This is a genomic window from Fluviibacterium sp. S390 (assembly GCF_049800695.1).
Taxonomy (GTDB): Bacteria; Pseudomonadota; Alphaproteobacteria; order Rhodobacterales; family Rhodobacteraceae; genus Meridianimarinicoccus.
Map to the genome: position 1 here is coordinate 23,842 of NZ_JBNAFN010000030.1, position 15,264 is coordinate 39,105.

A 15,264-nucleotide genomic window follows, 5' to 3' on the forward strand; every position below is an offset into this window, starting at 1 on the left:
ACACTCGCAGGTGCAGAGCAATTGGACGGTCGGGCGTCAGGCCGCACGATCGTCGGCATCTCCCAGCCTTGACCAATCGAACGTGACGCCAATACCAGGCGCATCCGGCGCGACGGCGAGGTGGTTTTCTATGACGACGGGGCGTGTGGTGTAGCGGTCGATGGGAAATGAGTGCAGTTCGACCCAGCCAGCGTTCGGTTGCCCGGATACCAGCGAGATGTGAAGCTCCTGCATCCCGTGACTGCACACCGGGATGCCATGCCTGCGCGACAGTTCTGCCACGCGCAGCCAGCCGGTGATGCCGCCACAGTTCGACGCGTCGGGCTGCACATACGACAGGCTGGCCTGTTCGAAGGCGTATTCGAACTCGTGGATCGTATGCAGGTTCTCGCCCATGGCCAGTGGCATGCCCGTCTCGCGGGCAATCCGGCCGAAGCCCAGGTAGTCGTCGGGGATCGTCGGTTCCTCGAACCACAGCAGGTCAAAGGGTTTGAACGCTTCGGCGGCTTCGATCGCCTGTGGCACCGTCATGGAATAATTGGCATCGACCATGAAGGCGACATCCGGCCCGATCAGGTCGCGCACCGCGGCTATGCGGGCAACGTCCTCTGCAAGGGTCGACTGACCGATCTTGATCTTCACGCCGTTCGCGCCTTTGGCCAGGTAGTCCCGGATCGAGTCCAAGAGCTTGGGCAGCGGGAAATTCAGGTCGATTCCGCCGAAGTAGCAATTGCACGTGTTCGAGGACCCGCCCGCCATCTGCCAGAGCGGCTTTCCGGCGCGCTTGCACCGTGCGTCCCAAAGCGCGATGTCCACGGCGGAAATGGCGAAGGACGCGATACCGCCCCGGGCGACATAATGCACGTGCCACTGCATTGCATCATGAAGCTCCTCGACCTGCGCACCGTCCCTGCCAAGCAGGAAAGGTTTCAGGTCATGGTCGATCATCGCGAGTATTGCGTGGCCGCCCTTGCCGCCGGTGTAGGTGTAGCCGGTGCCCTCGCTGCCGTCCGTGAGCCGGACAGTCACGGTAATCAACTCGAAATGGGTGTGATCGCCGTGCTTGGCATCGCTCAACACCTCGTCAAGCGGAATGGCAAACCGGCGGGCTTGCAACGATTGAATCCCGGTCACGTTAGGCTCCTTGTCTTGAGGCCGTGCGTGAGACCCGCGATTGCAGGAGGATCACGACGAAAAGGAACAGACCGCGCACGACCATCTGCCAATAGGCCGAGATGCTGATCACGCCGCGCCCGTTCTCGAAGTTGAGGATGTTGAAGACGAGGCCGAGAAGCAGTGCCCCTGCGACGGTGGCAGGCACCGAGCCGAGCCCGCCGGTCAACAGCGTGCCGCCGACGACGACCGAGGCGATGGCTGACAATTCCCAGCCGACGCCTTCCAGGGGTTGGCCGGCCCCAAAGCCTGAGGCGAGGATCACTCCGGCGAGGCCCGCGCAGCCCCCTGACAGGATGTAGACGAAAGCCTTGGCGCGGTTGACCGGCAGGCCCATCATCCGGGTTGCGTCCTCGCCGCCGCCGATGGCTTCGACGGTGCGGCCGATGGAGGTCTTTTCAAGGACCACCCAAAGGATCACTGCCAGGATCGCTACGACGATGATCGACCAAGGCAGGATGCCGCCCACATTGCCCATTCCAAACTTGGTGAAGTTGGAGCCCCAATCGACCGAGATCGTCTGCCGGCCCGAAATGACCAGGGCGCCGCCCTTCGCACCCAGCATTGTCGCGAGCGTGGCAATGAAGGGTGGAATGCGCATTCCGATAACAAAAAAGGCATTCAAGCCCCCGATGGCCATCCCTGCCAGAATACCTCCAGGTAGCGCAACCTGGATGCCATAGGGCGAAAGGTAGGCCACGCAGACCGAGGTGAACGCCACCACCGATCCCACGGAAAGATCGATCCCGCCCGTCATGATGACGAAGCACATGCCGAGCGCAATCGCGATGAACATCGAGTTGTAGTTGAGGAACGAACTGATGTTGTAGGCGCCGGCAAAGTTGTCGTAGCGCATGGCGCCAAACAGAATCACGAGTACGAGCGCGAGCCAGACACCTAGCGACTGGCCGTTGCCCTGAAGATATCTGCGCAAGTCGAATGCGTTGGTATCGAGCATGTTCATCACTCCTTCCGGCCCTGCTGAACGTAAACGGCCAATACGATGATGGCGGCCTTGGCGATCAGCGCGACCTCATCGGCAACCCCATTGGCCAGCAGGGTGTATTTCACCAGTTGGATGATCACCGCGCCAAGGATGGCGCCGAAGATCGGAGCCTTGCCGCCCATGAGCAGCGTGCCACCCACGACGGCGGCTGCAATCGCGTCCAGTTCCATCAGATTGCCAATCCGGGCCGCGTCCGAGGCTGAATTGATCGCGACAACGATCAGTCCGGCGATACCAGACAGACCGGCTGAGATGGCGTATACGCCAAGCTTGACGCGCCTCACCGGGGTGCCGGTCAGCCTGGCGGCATTCTCATTCCCGCCCACGGCAAGGATGCGACGGCCGAACATGGTCCTGTTGACCATCCACCAGACGACGATGGCGATGACGAGCACCAGCCAGCCCTGGAACGGCAATCCGAGGATCTTGCCAGTGCCGAGATACGAAAATCCCGGGTGCGTGAAGGTTTGCAAATTGCCGTTGGTAAGCACCTGTGCGATGCCGCGGCCGGAAATGAAGAAAATCAGCGTCGCGATAATCGGCTGCACACCGAGAAATGCCACGAGCGCCCCGTTGAAAAGCCCGCAAACCACCGAGACGAGGACCGGGACAACGATGGCCAGAAAAAGGCCGAGCGACGGGTTCGCCTGGGCGAAATCTGACAGGAAGATCAGCGGTGCAATCGCCCCGGCCACCGCCATGACCGCGCCGACGCTGAGGTCGATGCCTGCGGTCGCGATGACAAGGGTCATGCCAACCGCGACGATGGCAATCGTCGCAACCTGGCTGATGTTCACGAAAAGCGTTTGCAATTGCAGGAAGTTGGGCGTGATCAGAATGTTGATCAGCAGCAGCGCGGCAAAGGCGACTAGCCCGCCGTGCCTGGAAAGGTGCTTCCAGTCGAATGCGTCCATGGAAAGGCTCCTGCTCTGCTCCGAGGGGGCCTGGCTCTGATCGGTCATGCCGTCGCCCTTTCGTGGGATTGCGCAATTGCGCCGATCAGCGCCTGCTCGGTGATGCCGGGATTCTGGAGTTCGGTCACCGATACGCCGTCTTGCAAGACGACGATCCGATCCGCGCCTTCCACGAGTTCCTCAAATTCCGAGGAAATCAACAACACGCCCACACCCTTTTCGACATATTCCTGAATGATCGACTGGATTTCGAACTTTGCGCCGACATCAACACCACGGGTTGGCTCGTCGAGGATCAGCAGGTCGGGCTCAAGCGCAAGCCAGCGGGCAAGCAGCACCTTCTGCTGATTGCCACCCGACAATTCGCGTATCGGCTGTTCAATGCTGGCCAGTTTGATGCCGAGAGCATCGACAAACTTCTTGACGATCTCTTCCTCCCGCACCCGGTCGATGGTGCCGCGGCGCACAAGCCGGGGCAGCAGGGCGAGGGTCAGGTTCTCGCGCACCGACATGTCCGGCACAATGCCCTCGGCCTTGCGGTCTTCGGTCAGAAAGCCGACGCCACCGCGGATCGCCTCGGCGGGATTGGAGAACCCCTCGGGGTGAAGGTGCGTGCTTACCGTTCCGCCGCGCAACCGGTCCATCGCAAAGATCGCCCGTGCCGCTTCGGTCCGCCCCGACCCCAGAAGCCCGCCAAGCCCGACGATCTCGCCTTTGTGGACGGTCACAGAGACATCGCGCAACATGCGATCGGTATGCAGGTTGGTGGCCTCCAGCAGCACCTCGCCTGTTTCGCGCTGACCACCGCCAAGCTCGGTCATCCCGGCGGCAGCGATTTCCTCGGGATCGCGTCCAAGCATGTCGGCGATCAATCCCAGCTTGGTGGTATCGGCAATCTCACGAACCGCCACCGTCTGCCCGTCGCGCATGATCGTGGCACGGTCGCAGATCTGGAACAGTTCGTCGAGAAAGTGCGAGATGTAGATGACCGAGACGCCGCGCGCCTTCAGCCCGCGCACCACGCCAAACAGAGTCTCGACCTCGCGATCATCCAGCGAAGAGGTCGGCTCGTCCATGATGACAAGCCGCGCATTGAGCGACACGGCCCGCGCGATGGCGGTCAGCTGCTGAATAGCGGTGGAATAGGAGCCGAGCGCCTGGGTCACGTCGATATTGATGCCGAAGCCGGCGAGGATCTCGCGCGTGCGCGCGTGGGCGGACGTCCAGTCAATCAGCCCGAGCGCCGTGCGCGGCTCGTAGCCCATGATGACGTTCTCGGTCACCGAGCGGAGCGGAACGAGGCTCAACTCCTGGTAGATTGTGGAGATTCCGTTGTCCTGCGCCTCTCGGGGCGATTGCACGTGAAGCGGGCGCCCATCGAACGCGACTTCTCCGGAATCCTTGCGATAGACGCCTGTCAGGATCTTGATCAGGGTAGATTTTCCGGCGCCGTTCTGGCCGATCACGGCGTGAACTTCGCCTGGGGCAATCTCAAGCTCTGCAGAGGTGAGCGCCGCGACCCCCGCAAAGGATTTGTGGATGCCCTGCATTTTCAGGAGCGGTTGCATCGTGGCCCTTTCGCCAGAAATGCACGAGGGACCGCCCGTAAGCGGCCCCCCGGCAGGGGAGGATCAGTAAGCCTCGTCGATGTGGTCGGCGGCGTTGTCCGCAGTGAAGATGCGGTCTTCGACTTTGACCCAGGGCGGGATGGACTCGCCAGCGGCGTATTTCTGCATCACTTCACAGGCCAGCGGACCGAAGAACGGCGAGGATTCCACCGTCACGCCCATCTTGCCGTCGATGATCGCCTGAAGCGCGTCGCGGGTGCCGTCGATGGACACGACAAGAACGTCCTCACCCGGCTTGCGCCCGGCAAGTTCCAGCGCCTGGATCGCGCCAATCGCCATCTCGTCGTTGTGGGCGTAGACGATGTTCACGTCGGGATGCGCCTGCAACAGCGTTTCCATGACCTGGCGGCCCATGTCGCGGGCGAAGTCACCGGTCTGGCTGGCGACGATCTCGAACCGGTCGTCCTGCAGGATGCGGTCATCGAAACCCGACTTGCGGTCATTGGCGGGCGACGATCCGGTGGTGCCCTCAAGCTCCACGATGATGCCCTTGTCGCCGTTGAAGTTTTCGATCGTCCACTCGGCGACGCGCTTGCCCTGGTCGATGAAGTCGGAGCCCAGGAACGAGACATAATGCTCGCCGGCCTTGGCAACATTCGGGTCAACCGAGCGGTCGACCAGGAAGGTCGGGATCCCGGCGGCCTGGGCCTTCATCACGGCGGGAATGAGCGGCTTTTCCTCGCGCGGGGGCAGGAACAGCACATCGATGCCCTGCGCGATCATCGAGTCCACATCGGCAACCTGCTTGGCCGCCGAGCCGGCGGCGTCGGTGGCGATCAGGTCCCAGTTGCAGGCCTCGGCCGTGTCATGGAAGGACTTGGTTTCGGCGATGCGCCATGGGTTGTTCGACTCCATCTGGCTGAAGCCGACCTTGTAGCGGTCTTTCTGCTCAAGGGGCGGCGGTTCCGCCACGGCCGACATTGTTGTCAGACCAAGACCAAATGCAATGGCCGTCCCCATCAGGATCCTGCGTTTCATAGTGTTTCCTCCACTGTTGTCTTGCAGCGTTGCGCCGCCTTGGTGCGGGGCTAACCCCAGTTGTGATAGGTGGTCTGCTTGCGCAGATACCCGTCAAACCCGTACTTGCCGTCTTCTCCGCCAAGCCCGGACTCCTTCCAGCCGGTGTGAAAGCCCTGGACCTGCTCGCCGTTGGCGCGATTGAGGTAGATTTCGCCAAACTTGAGCGCATACGGCGCCCGGGCAATCCGGCGGTAGTCGCGCGTAAAGAGATATGCCGAGAGGCCGTATGGTGAGTCGTTTGCCAACTCCACGACCTCTTCGAAACTGTCGAACGTCATCGCCGGGACAACCGGGCCGAAGACCTCGTTCTGGATCAGGCTCGACGTGTTGTCGCCGACCGACAGAACGGTTGGCGCGTACCAGTAGCCCTTTTCGTAGGCACCGTCCGTCAGCGGCCCGCCGTCCAGAAGAACCTCGGCGCCTTCCGCCTTGGCGGTGCGCACCATCTGGGCGATCTTGTCCACCTCGATCCGGCTGACCTTGGGGCCGATATCCGGATCCGCCATGGGGTCGCCGATGGTCAGCGCCTTGGAGCGCGAGACGAACTTGTCCAGGAACTCGTCGCGGATGGCTCTGTGCAGATACATCCGCTCGTTGCAGGTGCAGATCTGGCCGCAATTGGTGTAGCGGGCGACGACGGCCGCCTCGACCGCCTTGTCGATGTCGGCATCTTCCATCACGATGAACGGCGCCTTGCCGCCCAGCTCCAGCCGAACAACCTTCATCGTCTCGGCGCCAGTGCGGTAGATCTGCTTGCCGGCACGGGTCGAGCCCGTCATCGTCACAAGGTCGCTCAAGCGGCTTTCGACCATCGCCTGTCCAGCCACGGCTCCGCGCCCTGTCACCGCGTTGATCACGCCTTTCGGGATACCGGCCTTCTCGGCCAGCCCGCAGATGAACAGTCCGGACAGCGGAGTGATCTCGTGCCCGAGCAACACAAAGGTGTTGCCGGTCACCAGCGCCGGGCCAAGCTTGCGCGCGCAAAGCGCGGCAGGGTAGTTCCAGGCTGTCAGGGCCACGACAACGCCATGCGGGTGACGGCGAACGTGGATTTCTTCGTTCGGAAGGTCCGAGGCAACGATGTCGCCCTCGATCCGACGTGCTCCGCTCGCCGCATGGCGCAGGAACATCAGCACAGCGCTGACTTCTCCACGCGCCTGGCCGATCGGCTTGCCTTGCTCCAGCGTTATGAGGCGCGCGAGGTCTTCGGACCTGGCCTCGACTTCCCGCGCGAGGGCGTTGACTGCCGCGCCACGCGCCACCGCCGGCAGCGCGGCCCAGCCCGGCTGTGCCCGCCGCGCGGCCCCCAGCGCGGCAATGGCGTCCTCCGCGGTCGCCTCGGGAATGGTCGCAATGACCGATTCGTCAGCCGGATTGTCGACCTCCAGACGTCCGCCGGACCCCGCCACCCATGCGCCGTCGATCAACATGCAGGCGTCGGCGATCTCGCCGGGAATCAGATTGGGTATGCTCATGTCTTGGAAGCCTTGGTATGACCAAACTATGCGGCACGCTACTCCCTAGGCCAGCAGCCCGTCAAGATAAAATGAGAACTAATCCAAAAGCGCGCAAAATTTGGCTGGATATAGACATACTAGCTGACAGATCGACAAAAGGCGCGTATAGAGGCAGATATATGATCGGACCAAATTGCAGGGCGGTATGAGCAAAAAAGAAACTTCGGGAATCGTGCAGTTCCCTTCCGAGGGCGGGCGCGCATCGGACGCGATCGTGGATGTGCTTCAGCACCAGATCCTGTCTGGAGAGCTTCCCCACAACATGCCGCTTGCTTCCGAGCGTGACCTGATGGAGAGGTTCGCCGCCAGCAGGACAGTCATCCGCGAGGCGGTCGCAACACTCGCGAGTCGGGGACTGCTTGACGCAAAGCCGCGCTTTCGTCCGATCGTCCGCAAGCCGGGCTACGACACGGCTCTCTCGTCGGTTGGCAGCATCGTCGAACTTCTTCTGGAACAAACGGGCGGTGTCGCACCTCTGTTCCAGAGCCGGGTCTTCGTCGAGCGTGGGCTGGTACGCGACGCCGCTGTTTCAGCCACCAAAGGTGACATTGCCGATCTGAAGTCGGCGCTGCGGCGGAACAAGGACGCGCTGGGGGATTCCGATGCATTCTACGCCACGGACGTGGCATTCCACGCAGTGCTGTACGAGATACCGCGCAACCCGATCTTTCCGACCCTGCACCGCGCCTACGCGACCTGGCTGGCGCCGCACTGGAGCCGGATGCTTCGGTCACCCGAGCGCAACCGCGTCAACTACAGCAGCCACGAGGCAATCTACATGGCGATACTGGAGCGTGATCCCGATGTTGCCGAAGCGGAGTTGGTGAACCATCTCCACACTGCCTGGGAGCACGTGCGGCAGACGTTCGACATCGATGAGTAGGAGATTGGGAGGAGGGTCGATGGAGGCTTTTGACCACATCGTCGTCGGTGGTGGCGCCTCGGGATGTGTCGTCGCTGCGCGGCTGGCCGCCGAGGGCGACGCAAGGGTGCTGTTGCTGGAGGCGGGATATTCCCATCATCACCCGCTGCTCGACATGCCGCCTGGCATCTTCAAGATGATCAACGGCTCGAAGTACATGAGGTATCACAGAACGGTGCCGCAGCCGCATTTTCACGGGCGGCAGCACGATATACCGCAAGGCCACGTGCTGGGCGGCGGATCGACCGTCAACGGACAGGTCTACATGCGAGGTCGTCCTTCCGACTACGATCGCTGGGACGCCGCGCTGCGCGGCAGCCAGGACTACGTGCCGTGGGGGTTCGCCGATGTGCTCCAATCGTTCACTGGAATGGAAGACAACAACCGCCTTCTGAACGAATACCACGGCGTCGGTGGGCCGCTGAAGGTGTCCGATCCAGGGTATATCGATCCGCTGTCGCGTGACTGGGTGCAAGCGGTCCAGGCAATGGGCGAGCCATTCAACAGCGACTTCTGCGGTCCCTCGCAGCGCGGTGCTGGCTACTACCAGTTCATGAATCGCGACGGGAAGCGCTCTTCATCGGCCTATTCCCATGTCGAACCGCTGAAGAACAATCCCAACCTGACCGTGCGTCTGCAAAGCGAAGTTCACCGCATCCTGCTGGACGCCGGTCGCGCCGTGGGCGTGATCTATGCCGACAGCAAGGGTGCTCTGCACGAGGTCCGGACGGAGGGGGAAGTGATCGTGACCGCCGGCGCGCTGGTCACGCCCAAGATACTGATGCTTTCGGGGATCGGTCCGGCCGACCACCTGCGCGAGGTCGGTGTCGAGGTGGCGCACGACCTGCCTGGCGTCGGCAACAACCTGATCGACCATCCGGAAGTTCCGATCACCGCCTACACCAATGGTCCCTACGGCTATTTCAAGCAGGGCGACGGCTGGCGAATGATCCTGAACGGCCTGCAGTTCAAGCTGTTCGGCTCCGGGCGTGTCTGCTCGACCGGCGTCGAATGCGGCGCGTTCGTCAACCCGATCGACCGGGATGCACCGCCATCGATCCAGACGTTCTGCGTGGGCATGGTCTATATCGACCGCGATGCGCAACACCTCGTGGAAGACCGGCACGGCATGACCGTGACGACGGTCGTTCTCCAGCCAAAGTCGCGCGGCTGGGTTCGGCTGGCGTCGGACCGTCCAGGCGACATGCCCCTGGTGAGCCCGAACCTGCTGAGTCACGAAGATGACATGGAGACGATGGTCGCCGGTCAGAGGTTCTTCTGTGACGTATTCTCGAAGAAACCCCTGGCATCGAAAATCGAAAGGTTGGTATTGCCGGATGCAGCGTCGCGCGCCTCGGACGAGGGGTTTCGCGAGCATTGCCGACGCTTCGTGAAAACCAACTATCACCCCTGCGCCACGGCGAAGATGGGCCATGACAATGACCCGATGGCCGTTCTTGATCCGCGCCTGCGGGTTCGTGGTATCGACGGGCTCAGAATCTGCGACATGTCCGCCGCGCCCGACATTGTGGCGGGCAACACCAACGCACCGGCGATGATGATCGCCGATCGCTGCGCCGACATGATCATGGGCAGGCTGTAACGCCACCGCAATGCGAGCGGATCGATGTGGTCCGCCGACCAGTGCCGTGGATGGCACGGCGGGGCAAATGCCCCAAATCACCAAGGGAGAAGAACACCGCAACGAAATCCCGGTGGCCCGGCTGTGTAAGATCATGGATGTCAGCCCTCGGGGATATCGAGCCTGGCGTCGCCGTCCACTCAGCAACAGCCAGCGCAATGACATGGTGGTCCTGGCCCACATCCGCGAGCAGTTCGCCCTGTCCCTGGGCAGCTATGGCCGCCCGCGCATGACCGAGGAGTTGAAGGAACTTGGCCTCGATGTCGGCCATCGACGTGTCGGCAGGCTGATGCGTCAGAACGATATTTCCGTGAAGAGGAGCAAGAAGTTCAAGGCGACAACCGACAGCAATCACAGCTTCAACATCGCGCCAAACCTGCTGGATCGCGACTTCTCGGCAGATCGCCCGAACCGGAAATGGGCGGGTGACATCAGCTATGTCCGGACGCAGGACGGGTGGCTCTATCTCGCTGTGATCCTCGACCTGCATTCCCGACGCGTCGTCGGCTGGGCAGGTCAAACGTTGTTTTCGAAGGATCGAGGCGATACCGTTCGGGCAAATATCGGACCCACTGAAGGAATATCGGCAATGTCCACCGTTCATGTCCTGGCCATCATCACCACAAAGCCCGGTCAACGCGAGGCGGTGTTGGAAAAGTTCAACGCCAATGTCCCGGCCGTGTTGGCCGAAGATGGCTGCATTGCCTATGAGGCGACGATCGATGCAGAGGGCGCGGGACCGATCCAGACCCCTGCAGGTGTCGACACCTTTGTCGTTGTCGAAAAATGGGCCAGCCTTGAAGCCCTCGCTGCGCATGGGGCGTCTGCGCACATGAAGGCCCATGCCGAGAGCACGAAGGACATGGTGGCGGACCGTGTGATCCACGTCTTGTCGCCAAGCTGAGACCATCGCCGGGGATACATGAATACCAGCTCCAGGAGCCTTCCGCATGAGTGAAGAGAAACTGTTCCTAAGCGGGTGGGAGCCGGCGACGCGCTATCCCGATCCGGCCGTGCAATCGTTGGATCCTGCATTCGACAAGTACCGCTTGCGTTTGGCCGCCGTCGAAAGATTGGCGACCGGGATGCGTTGGGCAGAAGGGCCCGTCTGGTTCGGCGATGCCCGTCACCTCCTGTGGAGCGATATTCCCAACAACAGGGTACTGCGCTGGTGCGAAGAAACCGGGCAGGTCAGTGAATTCAGGGCTCCATCGAATTTCGAAAACGGCCATACGCGTGATCGGCAGGGTCGTCTTCTGTCCTGTGAACATGGAGGACGACGCATCACCCGGACCGAGTATGACGGGACAATCACCACGTTGATGGACAGTTTCGAGGGCAAGCGGCTGAACTCGCCGAACGACCTCATCGTGAAATCCGATGGGTCTGTCTGGTTCTCGGACCCTCTCTTCGGGATCCTGGGAAACTACGAGGGCCACAGATCCGGGTCGGAGCGTGGGGAAAGCGTCTACTGCCTCGATCCGGAGACCGGTGCGGCATGCGTCGTGGCCGAAGGTATCGGCGGACCGAATGGCCTGTGCTTCTCGCCAGACGAAAGCATTCTCTACATCATAGAATCCCGTGGCGAGCCCCATCACAAGATCCTGGCCTTCGATGTCGGCAAGGATGGCCTCTCATTGTCCAACAGACGCGTGTTGATCGACGCCGCTGGCGGCACACCCGATGGAATGCGCTGCGATGTCGACGGCAACCTGTGGTGTGGCTGGGGCATGGGAGATCCCGATCTGGACGGGGTCATGGTCTTCGCGCCGGATGGAAAGCCAATCGGCCGCATAGCCTTGCCGGAGCGCTGCGCGAACCTCTGCTTCGGCGGACGCGCCAACAGCCGCCTGTTCATGGCCGCCTCCCAATCCATCTACGCGCTCTACGTGAACGTGGCGGGCGTCGCCGGCGGTTGAGGGCATTAATAACGTCAACAGGGCGTCGCTGCATGGCGCCAACGGCGGCGGCCCTGTTCGGGTCGGTTGAACCTACGCTTCAGCTGACGCCCTGCGCGCCGCATAATCGTGCAGCAAAGGCACACGCCGCGGTCTGAAACTGTGCCCATTGAGACGGGCCTGTTCGATCCCCAAGGCGTGGAAGACGCGCCAGTCCTGCCGCAGGCAGCACCAGACCAGCACCATCAGCGTTCCGTTCGAATAGCTAATGCCGAGCGGCCAGACCTCGCGCTCGGTGAGCCGGCCCTTGAGGTCGCGATATGAGACATCGAGCGCCAGTTCTTCCCAGCAGGCGCGACGCAGAACGGACATGTCCACTTTCATTTCAACGCGCGCAGGCGGCGGACGGAAGCTGCGCAAAACAGTGTGCATGGCTTGCCGCGCCTGCCCGTCGGGCAGCGTGGCGATGATCCGGGAAAGAGCCGACTGGCCCGCCTCCTCCAGGTCCGCATCGCCCGTCTGGTGCAATTCTCCGACGGCGAGGACCAGCGCCTCGATCTCCAGCCGGGAGAAACTCTGCGGTGGCAAGGCAGGGTCCTCGGTCAGCCGGTAGCCCACCCCGGCCTCGCCATCGATCAGAGCGCCGCCTGCGCGCAGCGTGGCAATGTCGCGGTAAAGCTGGCGCCGCGAGACGCCCGCCTCCGCCGCCAACCGCGCGGCCCCGCCCGCTGACCGGCATCACGCTCGGCCTGCTGGCACCAGACGCGCAGGCTGTCCGGCGAACATCCCAACTTCGGTGCAATTGCCCGATATGCAGCGCTGTCGCTGCTGTAATCGGCACGGTTCTCACGAACCAGCCGAACACCGCGTTCGCGAAGCTCGGCCGGATAGGCGGGGGTGAATCGTCTTGTCGTCATAGGGCTCATCCTTTGAGTGTTTTACTCTCCGGTAAATCCGGGGCGGTTCAGTCCCGCAAGTCAGACGCCGATCCGACCCAGATCGACGAAAGCAAACCTGTGGTCTATTTTGGCTCGTTCCAAGACATGCTGGGCAAGGATCGACTGGGTAATATCAAGCCCCGGAACGAGTGGCTTCACGCGGTCAACTGGGACTTAGTGGTCTTCGATGAGTATCACTTTGGTGCATGGCGTGAGAGTGCCAAGGAATTGTTCGAAGGGGAAGAAGAAGCCCTTGAGCGTGAGGAAAAGCTGCTCGAAGACGCAAACAAGCTGACAGAGCGTGTAGCCGAGTTGCAGGAACCGCTTGAAGCGGAAACCGAGTTCCTACCGATTACGACGCGGGCATACCTCTACCTGTCGGGCACGCCGTTTAAGGCGTTGGCGACAGGCGAGTTCATCGAAGAACAGATCTTCAACTGGACCTACACCGACGAGCAACGTGCCAAGGCCGAATTTGCGGCCAACCATCCCGGCCAATGGAACCCCTATGGCTCGCTGCCACAAATGCGGTTGCTGACCTACCAGATGCCGGACGAATTGTTGTCAATCGCCAGCGCGGGTGAGTTTGACGAGTTCGACCTGAACGAGTTCTTCGCGGCAACCGGCACGGGCGCGGATGCTGAGTTCAAGCATAAGGATGAAGTGCAGACGTGGTTGAATATCATCAGGGGCCAGCACGCGGCTCATGCGGTGGACAACCTTAGAACAGGCACGCGACCGCCATTTCCGTATTCTGACATGCGGCTGTTGCCATACCTCCAGCATTCGTTCTGGTTCCTGCCAAACGTCGCCGCATGTCATGCGATGGCGAAACTGTTGGCCGAGCGGCAAAACACCTTCTGGCACGAGTACAACGTGGTTGTGTCGGCTGGGACATCGGCGGGCATCGGGCTTGAAGCTTTGCCACCAGTTCGCGCGGCGATAGGCAGCGGCTTTGACACGAAATCGATCACCCTTTCCTGCGGCAAGCTCACCACTGGCGTGACAGTCAAGCAATGGTCTTCAATCCTGATGCTGCGGAACCTGAAATCGCCGGAAACGTATTTTCAGGCCGCGTTTAGGGTGCAGTCTCCGTGGGCGCTCAAGAACCCGAATGGCGATAACCCCAACGAAGAAGAAGTTCTCAAGCCGGTTTGCTTTGTCTTCGATTTTGCACCGACCCGCGCCCTCAGGCAGTTGTCGGAATACGGCATTGGGCTTTCACCAAACGAACCGAACCCAGAAAACGCGGTTCGTGATCTTGTGTCTTTCCTGCCTGTTCTCGCATACGACGGCGCGAACATGACCCAGATTGATGCTGGTGGCATTCTGGACATTGCGATGGCCGGAACCTCTGCGACGCTGCTGGCTCGCAAATGGGAAAGCGCGCTGTTGGTGAACGTCGATAACGATACCCTGCGACGCATCATGGACAACGAAGAAGCTATGAAGGCGGTGGAGCGTATCGAAGGGTGGCGCGCGCTCGGCGACAACATCATCGAAACGATCATCAACAAGAGCGAGAAGGTCAAGGAACTAAAAGGCAAAGCTAAATCGGGCGACATTTCGGAGAAGGAAAAGAAAGAGCTTTCCGCTGAGGAGAAAGAGTTCAAATCGAAGCGCAAACTCGTTCAGGAAAAGCTGGTCAAGTTCGCAACTCGGATACCCGCGTTTATGTATCTGACAGACTTTCGCGAAAACACGCTGCAAGATGTAATTACGAAACTTGAACCTGATCTTTTCTTGAGCGTGACGGGGCTGACCGTTGCTGACTTCCACTTGCTGGTTCGCCTCAAGGTGTTCAACACCGAGCATATGAACCAAGCTGTATTCGCATTCCGCAGATATGAGGACGCTTCGCTGTCATACAGTGGCATCGACAGCCATTCCGGTCTGACACGCTATGGACTTTACGATACGGTGGTTGAAGTTGTCTGATGTCGTCAGCTTTCAGGAGGCGATTGACGCGACAAAGGGTGAGGACCGCGCCCTGTTGGTCGGCAACGGCTTTTCCATCGATTATTTCAACTACAAGACCCTTCTCGAAAAAGCCAGGCTAGGGTCAGGACTCGTTCTTGTCTCAAAGCCAGAACATGACGGTTGCGGCCAATGCGATGGCTGAGAGGAAGACTTTTGGGCATCGGTCGTAGCGAGTGGCCACACGCCGCCAGTCTTTCAGTCTTCCGAACATGATCTCGATGCGGTTGCGGCGCTTGTATCGACGCTTGTCATACTTGATGGCTGTCTTGCGCTGCTTTCGGCCGGGGATACAGGCTCGTATCCCCTTGTCTTTCAATGCTTCTCTGAACCAGTCTGCGTCATAGCCCCGGTCCCCGAGCAGCCACTCGGCATTCGGCAGGCTGCTCACCAATGCCCGTGCGCCGATGTAATCGCTCACCTGCCCGGCGGTGACGAAGAGATTGATTGGTCGCCCCAGGCTGTCGCAGACGGCGTGCAGCTTTGTATTCATACCGCCCTTGGTTCGGCCGATCAGGCGGCCACGCCCCCCTTTTTAACGCCCAGGCTGGACGCGGTGCGGTGTGCCTTCAGATACGTCGCGTCGATCATCACGGTCTTTTCTTCACTGTGTTCGGCGGCCAGCCCAG

At 61.1% G+C, this 15,264-nt stretch carries 12 protein-coding genes and 2 pseudogenes; 6 read left to right on the forward strand and 8 right to left on the reverse strand.

Annotated elements, in window-relative coordinates:
• Positions 1-36: 36 nt before the first annotated feature.
• The 6 genes from ACP15K_RS18305 to ACP15K_RS18330 all read right to left on the reverse strand — a co-directional run bounded on the left by ACP15K_RS18305 (position 37) and on the right by ACP15K_RS18330 (position 7,171).
• Positions 37-1,134: a mandelate racemase/muconate lactonizing enzyme family protein gene (locus tag ACP15K_RS18305; protein WP_193139015.1), complete on the reverse strand. Its 1,098-nt coding sequence runs from the start codon at positions 1,132-1,134 to the stop codon at positions 37-39.
• Position 1,135: 1 nt separating this feature from the next.
• Complete coding sequence (locus tag ACP15K_RS18310) at positions 1,136-2,131, reverse strand: ABC transporter permease (RefSeq protein ID WP_193139013.1); 996 nt, start codon at positions 2,129-2,131, stop codon at positions 1,136-1,138.
• Positions 2,132-2,136: 5 nt separating this feature from the next.
• Positions 2,137-3,093 carry an ABC transporter permease gene (locus ACP15K_RS18315; RefSeq protein WP_424991212.1) on the reverse strand — a complete coding sequence of 319 codons (957 nt, stop codon included), beginning with the start codon at positions 3,091-3,093 and terminating at the stop codon, positions 2,137-2,139.
• Positions 3,094-3,137: 44 nt separating this feature from the next.
• Positions 3,138-4,661 (reverse strand): sugar ABC transporter ATP-binding protein, encoded by a 1,524-nt coding sequence (locus ACP15K_RS18320; RefSeq protein ID WP_226925619.1) that lies wholly within the window; start codon positions 4,659-4,661, stop codon positions 3,138-3,140.
• Between the two features lie 63 nt (positions 4,662-4,724).
• A complete protein-coding gene (locus ACP15K_RS18325) occupies positions 4,725-5,699 on the reverse strand; it encodes an ABC transporter substrate-binding protein (RefSeq protein ID WP_193139009.1) in 975 nt (324 codons plus the stop codon).
• Positions 5,700-5,749: 50 nt separating this feature from the next.
• Entirely contained in the window at positions 5,750-7,171 is a 1,422-nt protein-coding gene (locus tag ACP15K_RS18330) for an aldehyde dehydrogenase family protein (RefSeq protein WP_424991213.1), read from the reverse strand.
• 232 nt (positions 7,172-7,403) lie between these two features.
• On the opposite strand from ACP15K_RS18330, the gene ACP15K_RS18335 reads away from it, so the two are divergent.
• The 5 genes and pseudogenes from ACP15K_RS18335 to ACP15K_RS18355 all read left to right on the forward strand — a co-directional run bounded on the left by ACP15K_RS18335 (position 7,404) and on the right by ACP15K_RS18355 (position 11,741).
• Positions 7,404-8,141: an FCD domain-containing protein gene (locus ACP15K_RS18335; RefSeq protein WP_193139005.1), complete on the forward strand. Its 738-nt coding sequence runs from the start codon at positions 7,404-7,406 to the stop codon at positions 8,139-8,141.
• Positions 8,142-8,160: 19 nt separating this feature from the next.
• Entirely contained in the window at positions 8,161-9,783 is a 1,623-nt protein-coding gene (locus ACP15K_RS18340; protein WP_424991214.1) for a GMC family oxidoreductase, read from the forward strand.
• Positions 9,784-9,871: 88 nt separating this feature from the next.
• Positions 9,872-10,360, forward strand: a pseudogene (locus ACP15K_RS18345) (IS3 family transposase); the annotation flags it as partial.
• A 51-nt stretch (positions 10,361-10,411) separates the two neighbouring features.
• Positions 10,412-10,726 carry a putative quinol monooxygenase gene (locus tag ACP15K_RS18350; protein WP_424991218.1) on the forward strand — a complete coding sequence of 105 codons (315 nt, stop codon included), beginning with the start codon at positions 10,412-10,414 and terminating at the stop codon, positions 10,724-10,726.
• Between the two features lie 46 nt (positions 10,727-10,772).
• Positions 10,773-11,741 (forward strand): SMP-30/gluconolactonase/LRE family protein, encoded by a 969-nt coding sequence (locus ACP15K_RS18355; protein WP_424991215.1) that lies wholly within the window; start codon positions 10,773-10,775, stop codon positions 11,739-11,741.
• A gap of 72 nt (positions 11,742-11,813) precedes the next feature.
• On the opposite strand, the gene ACP15K_RS18360 is transcribed toward ACP15K_RS18355, so the two are convergent.
• A complete protein-coding gene (locus tag ACP15K_RS18360; RefSeq protein WP_424991216.1) occupies positions 11,814-12,431 on the reverse strand; it encodes a helix-turn-helix transcriptional regulator in 618 nt (205 codons plus the stop codon).
• Between the two features lie 218 nt (positions 12,432-12,649).
• Between ACP15K_RS18360 and ACP15K_RS18365 the strand changes: the two genes are divergently transcribed.
• A complete protein-coding gene (locus tag ACP15K_RS18365) occupies positions 12,650-14,596 on the forward strand; it encodes a hypothetical protein (RefSeq protein ID WP_424991217.1) in 1,947 nt (648 codons plus the stop codon).
• Between the two features lie 142 nt (positions 14,597-14,738).
• On the opposite strand, the pseudogene ACP15K_RS18370 reads toward ACP15K_RS18365, so the two are convergent.
• A pseudogene (locus ACP15K_RS18370) lies at positions 14,739-15,264 on the reverse strand (IS5 family transposase); the annotation flags it as partial.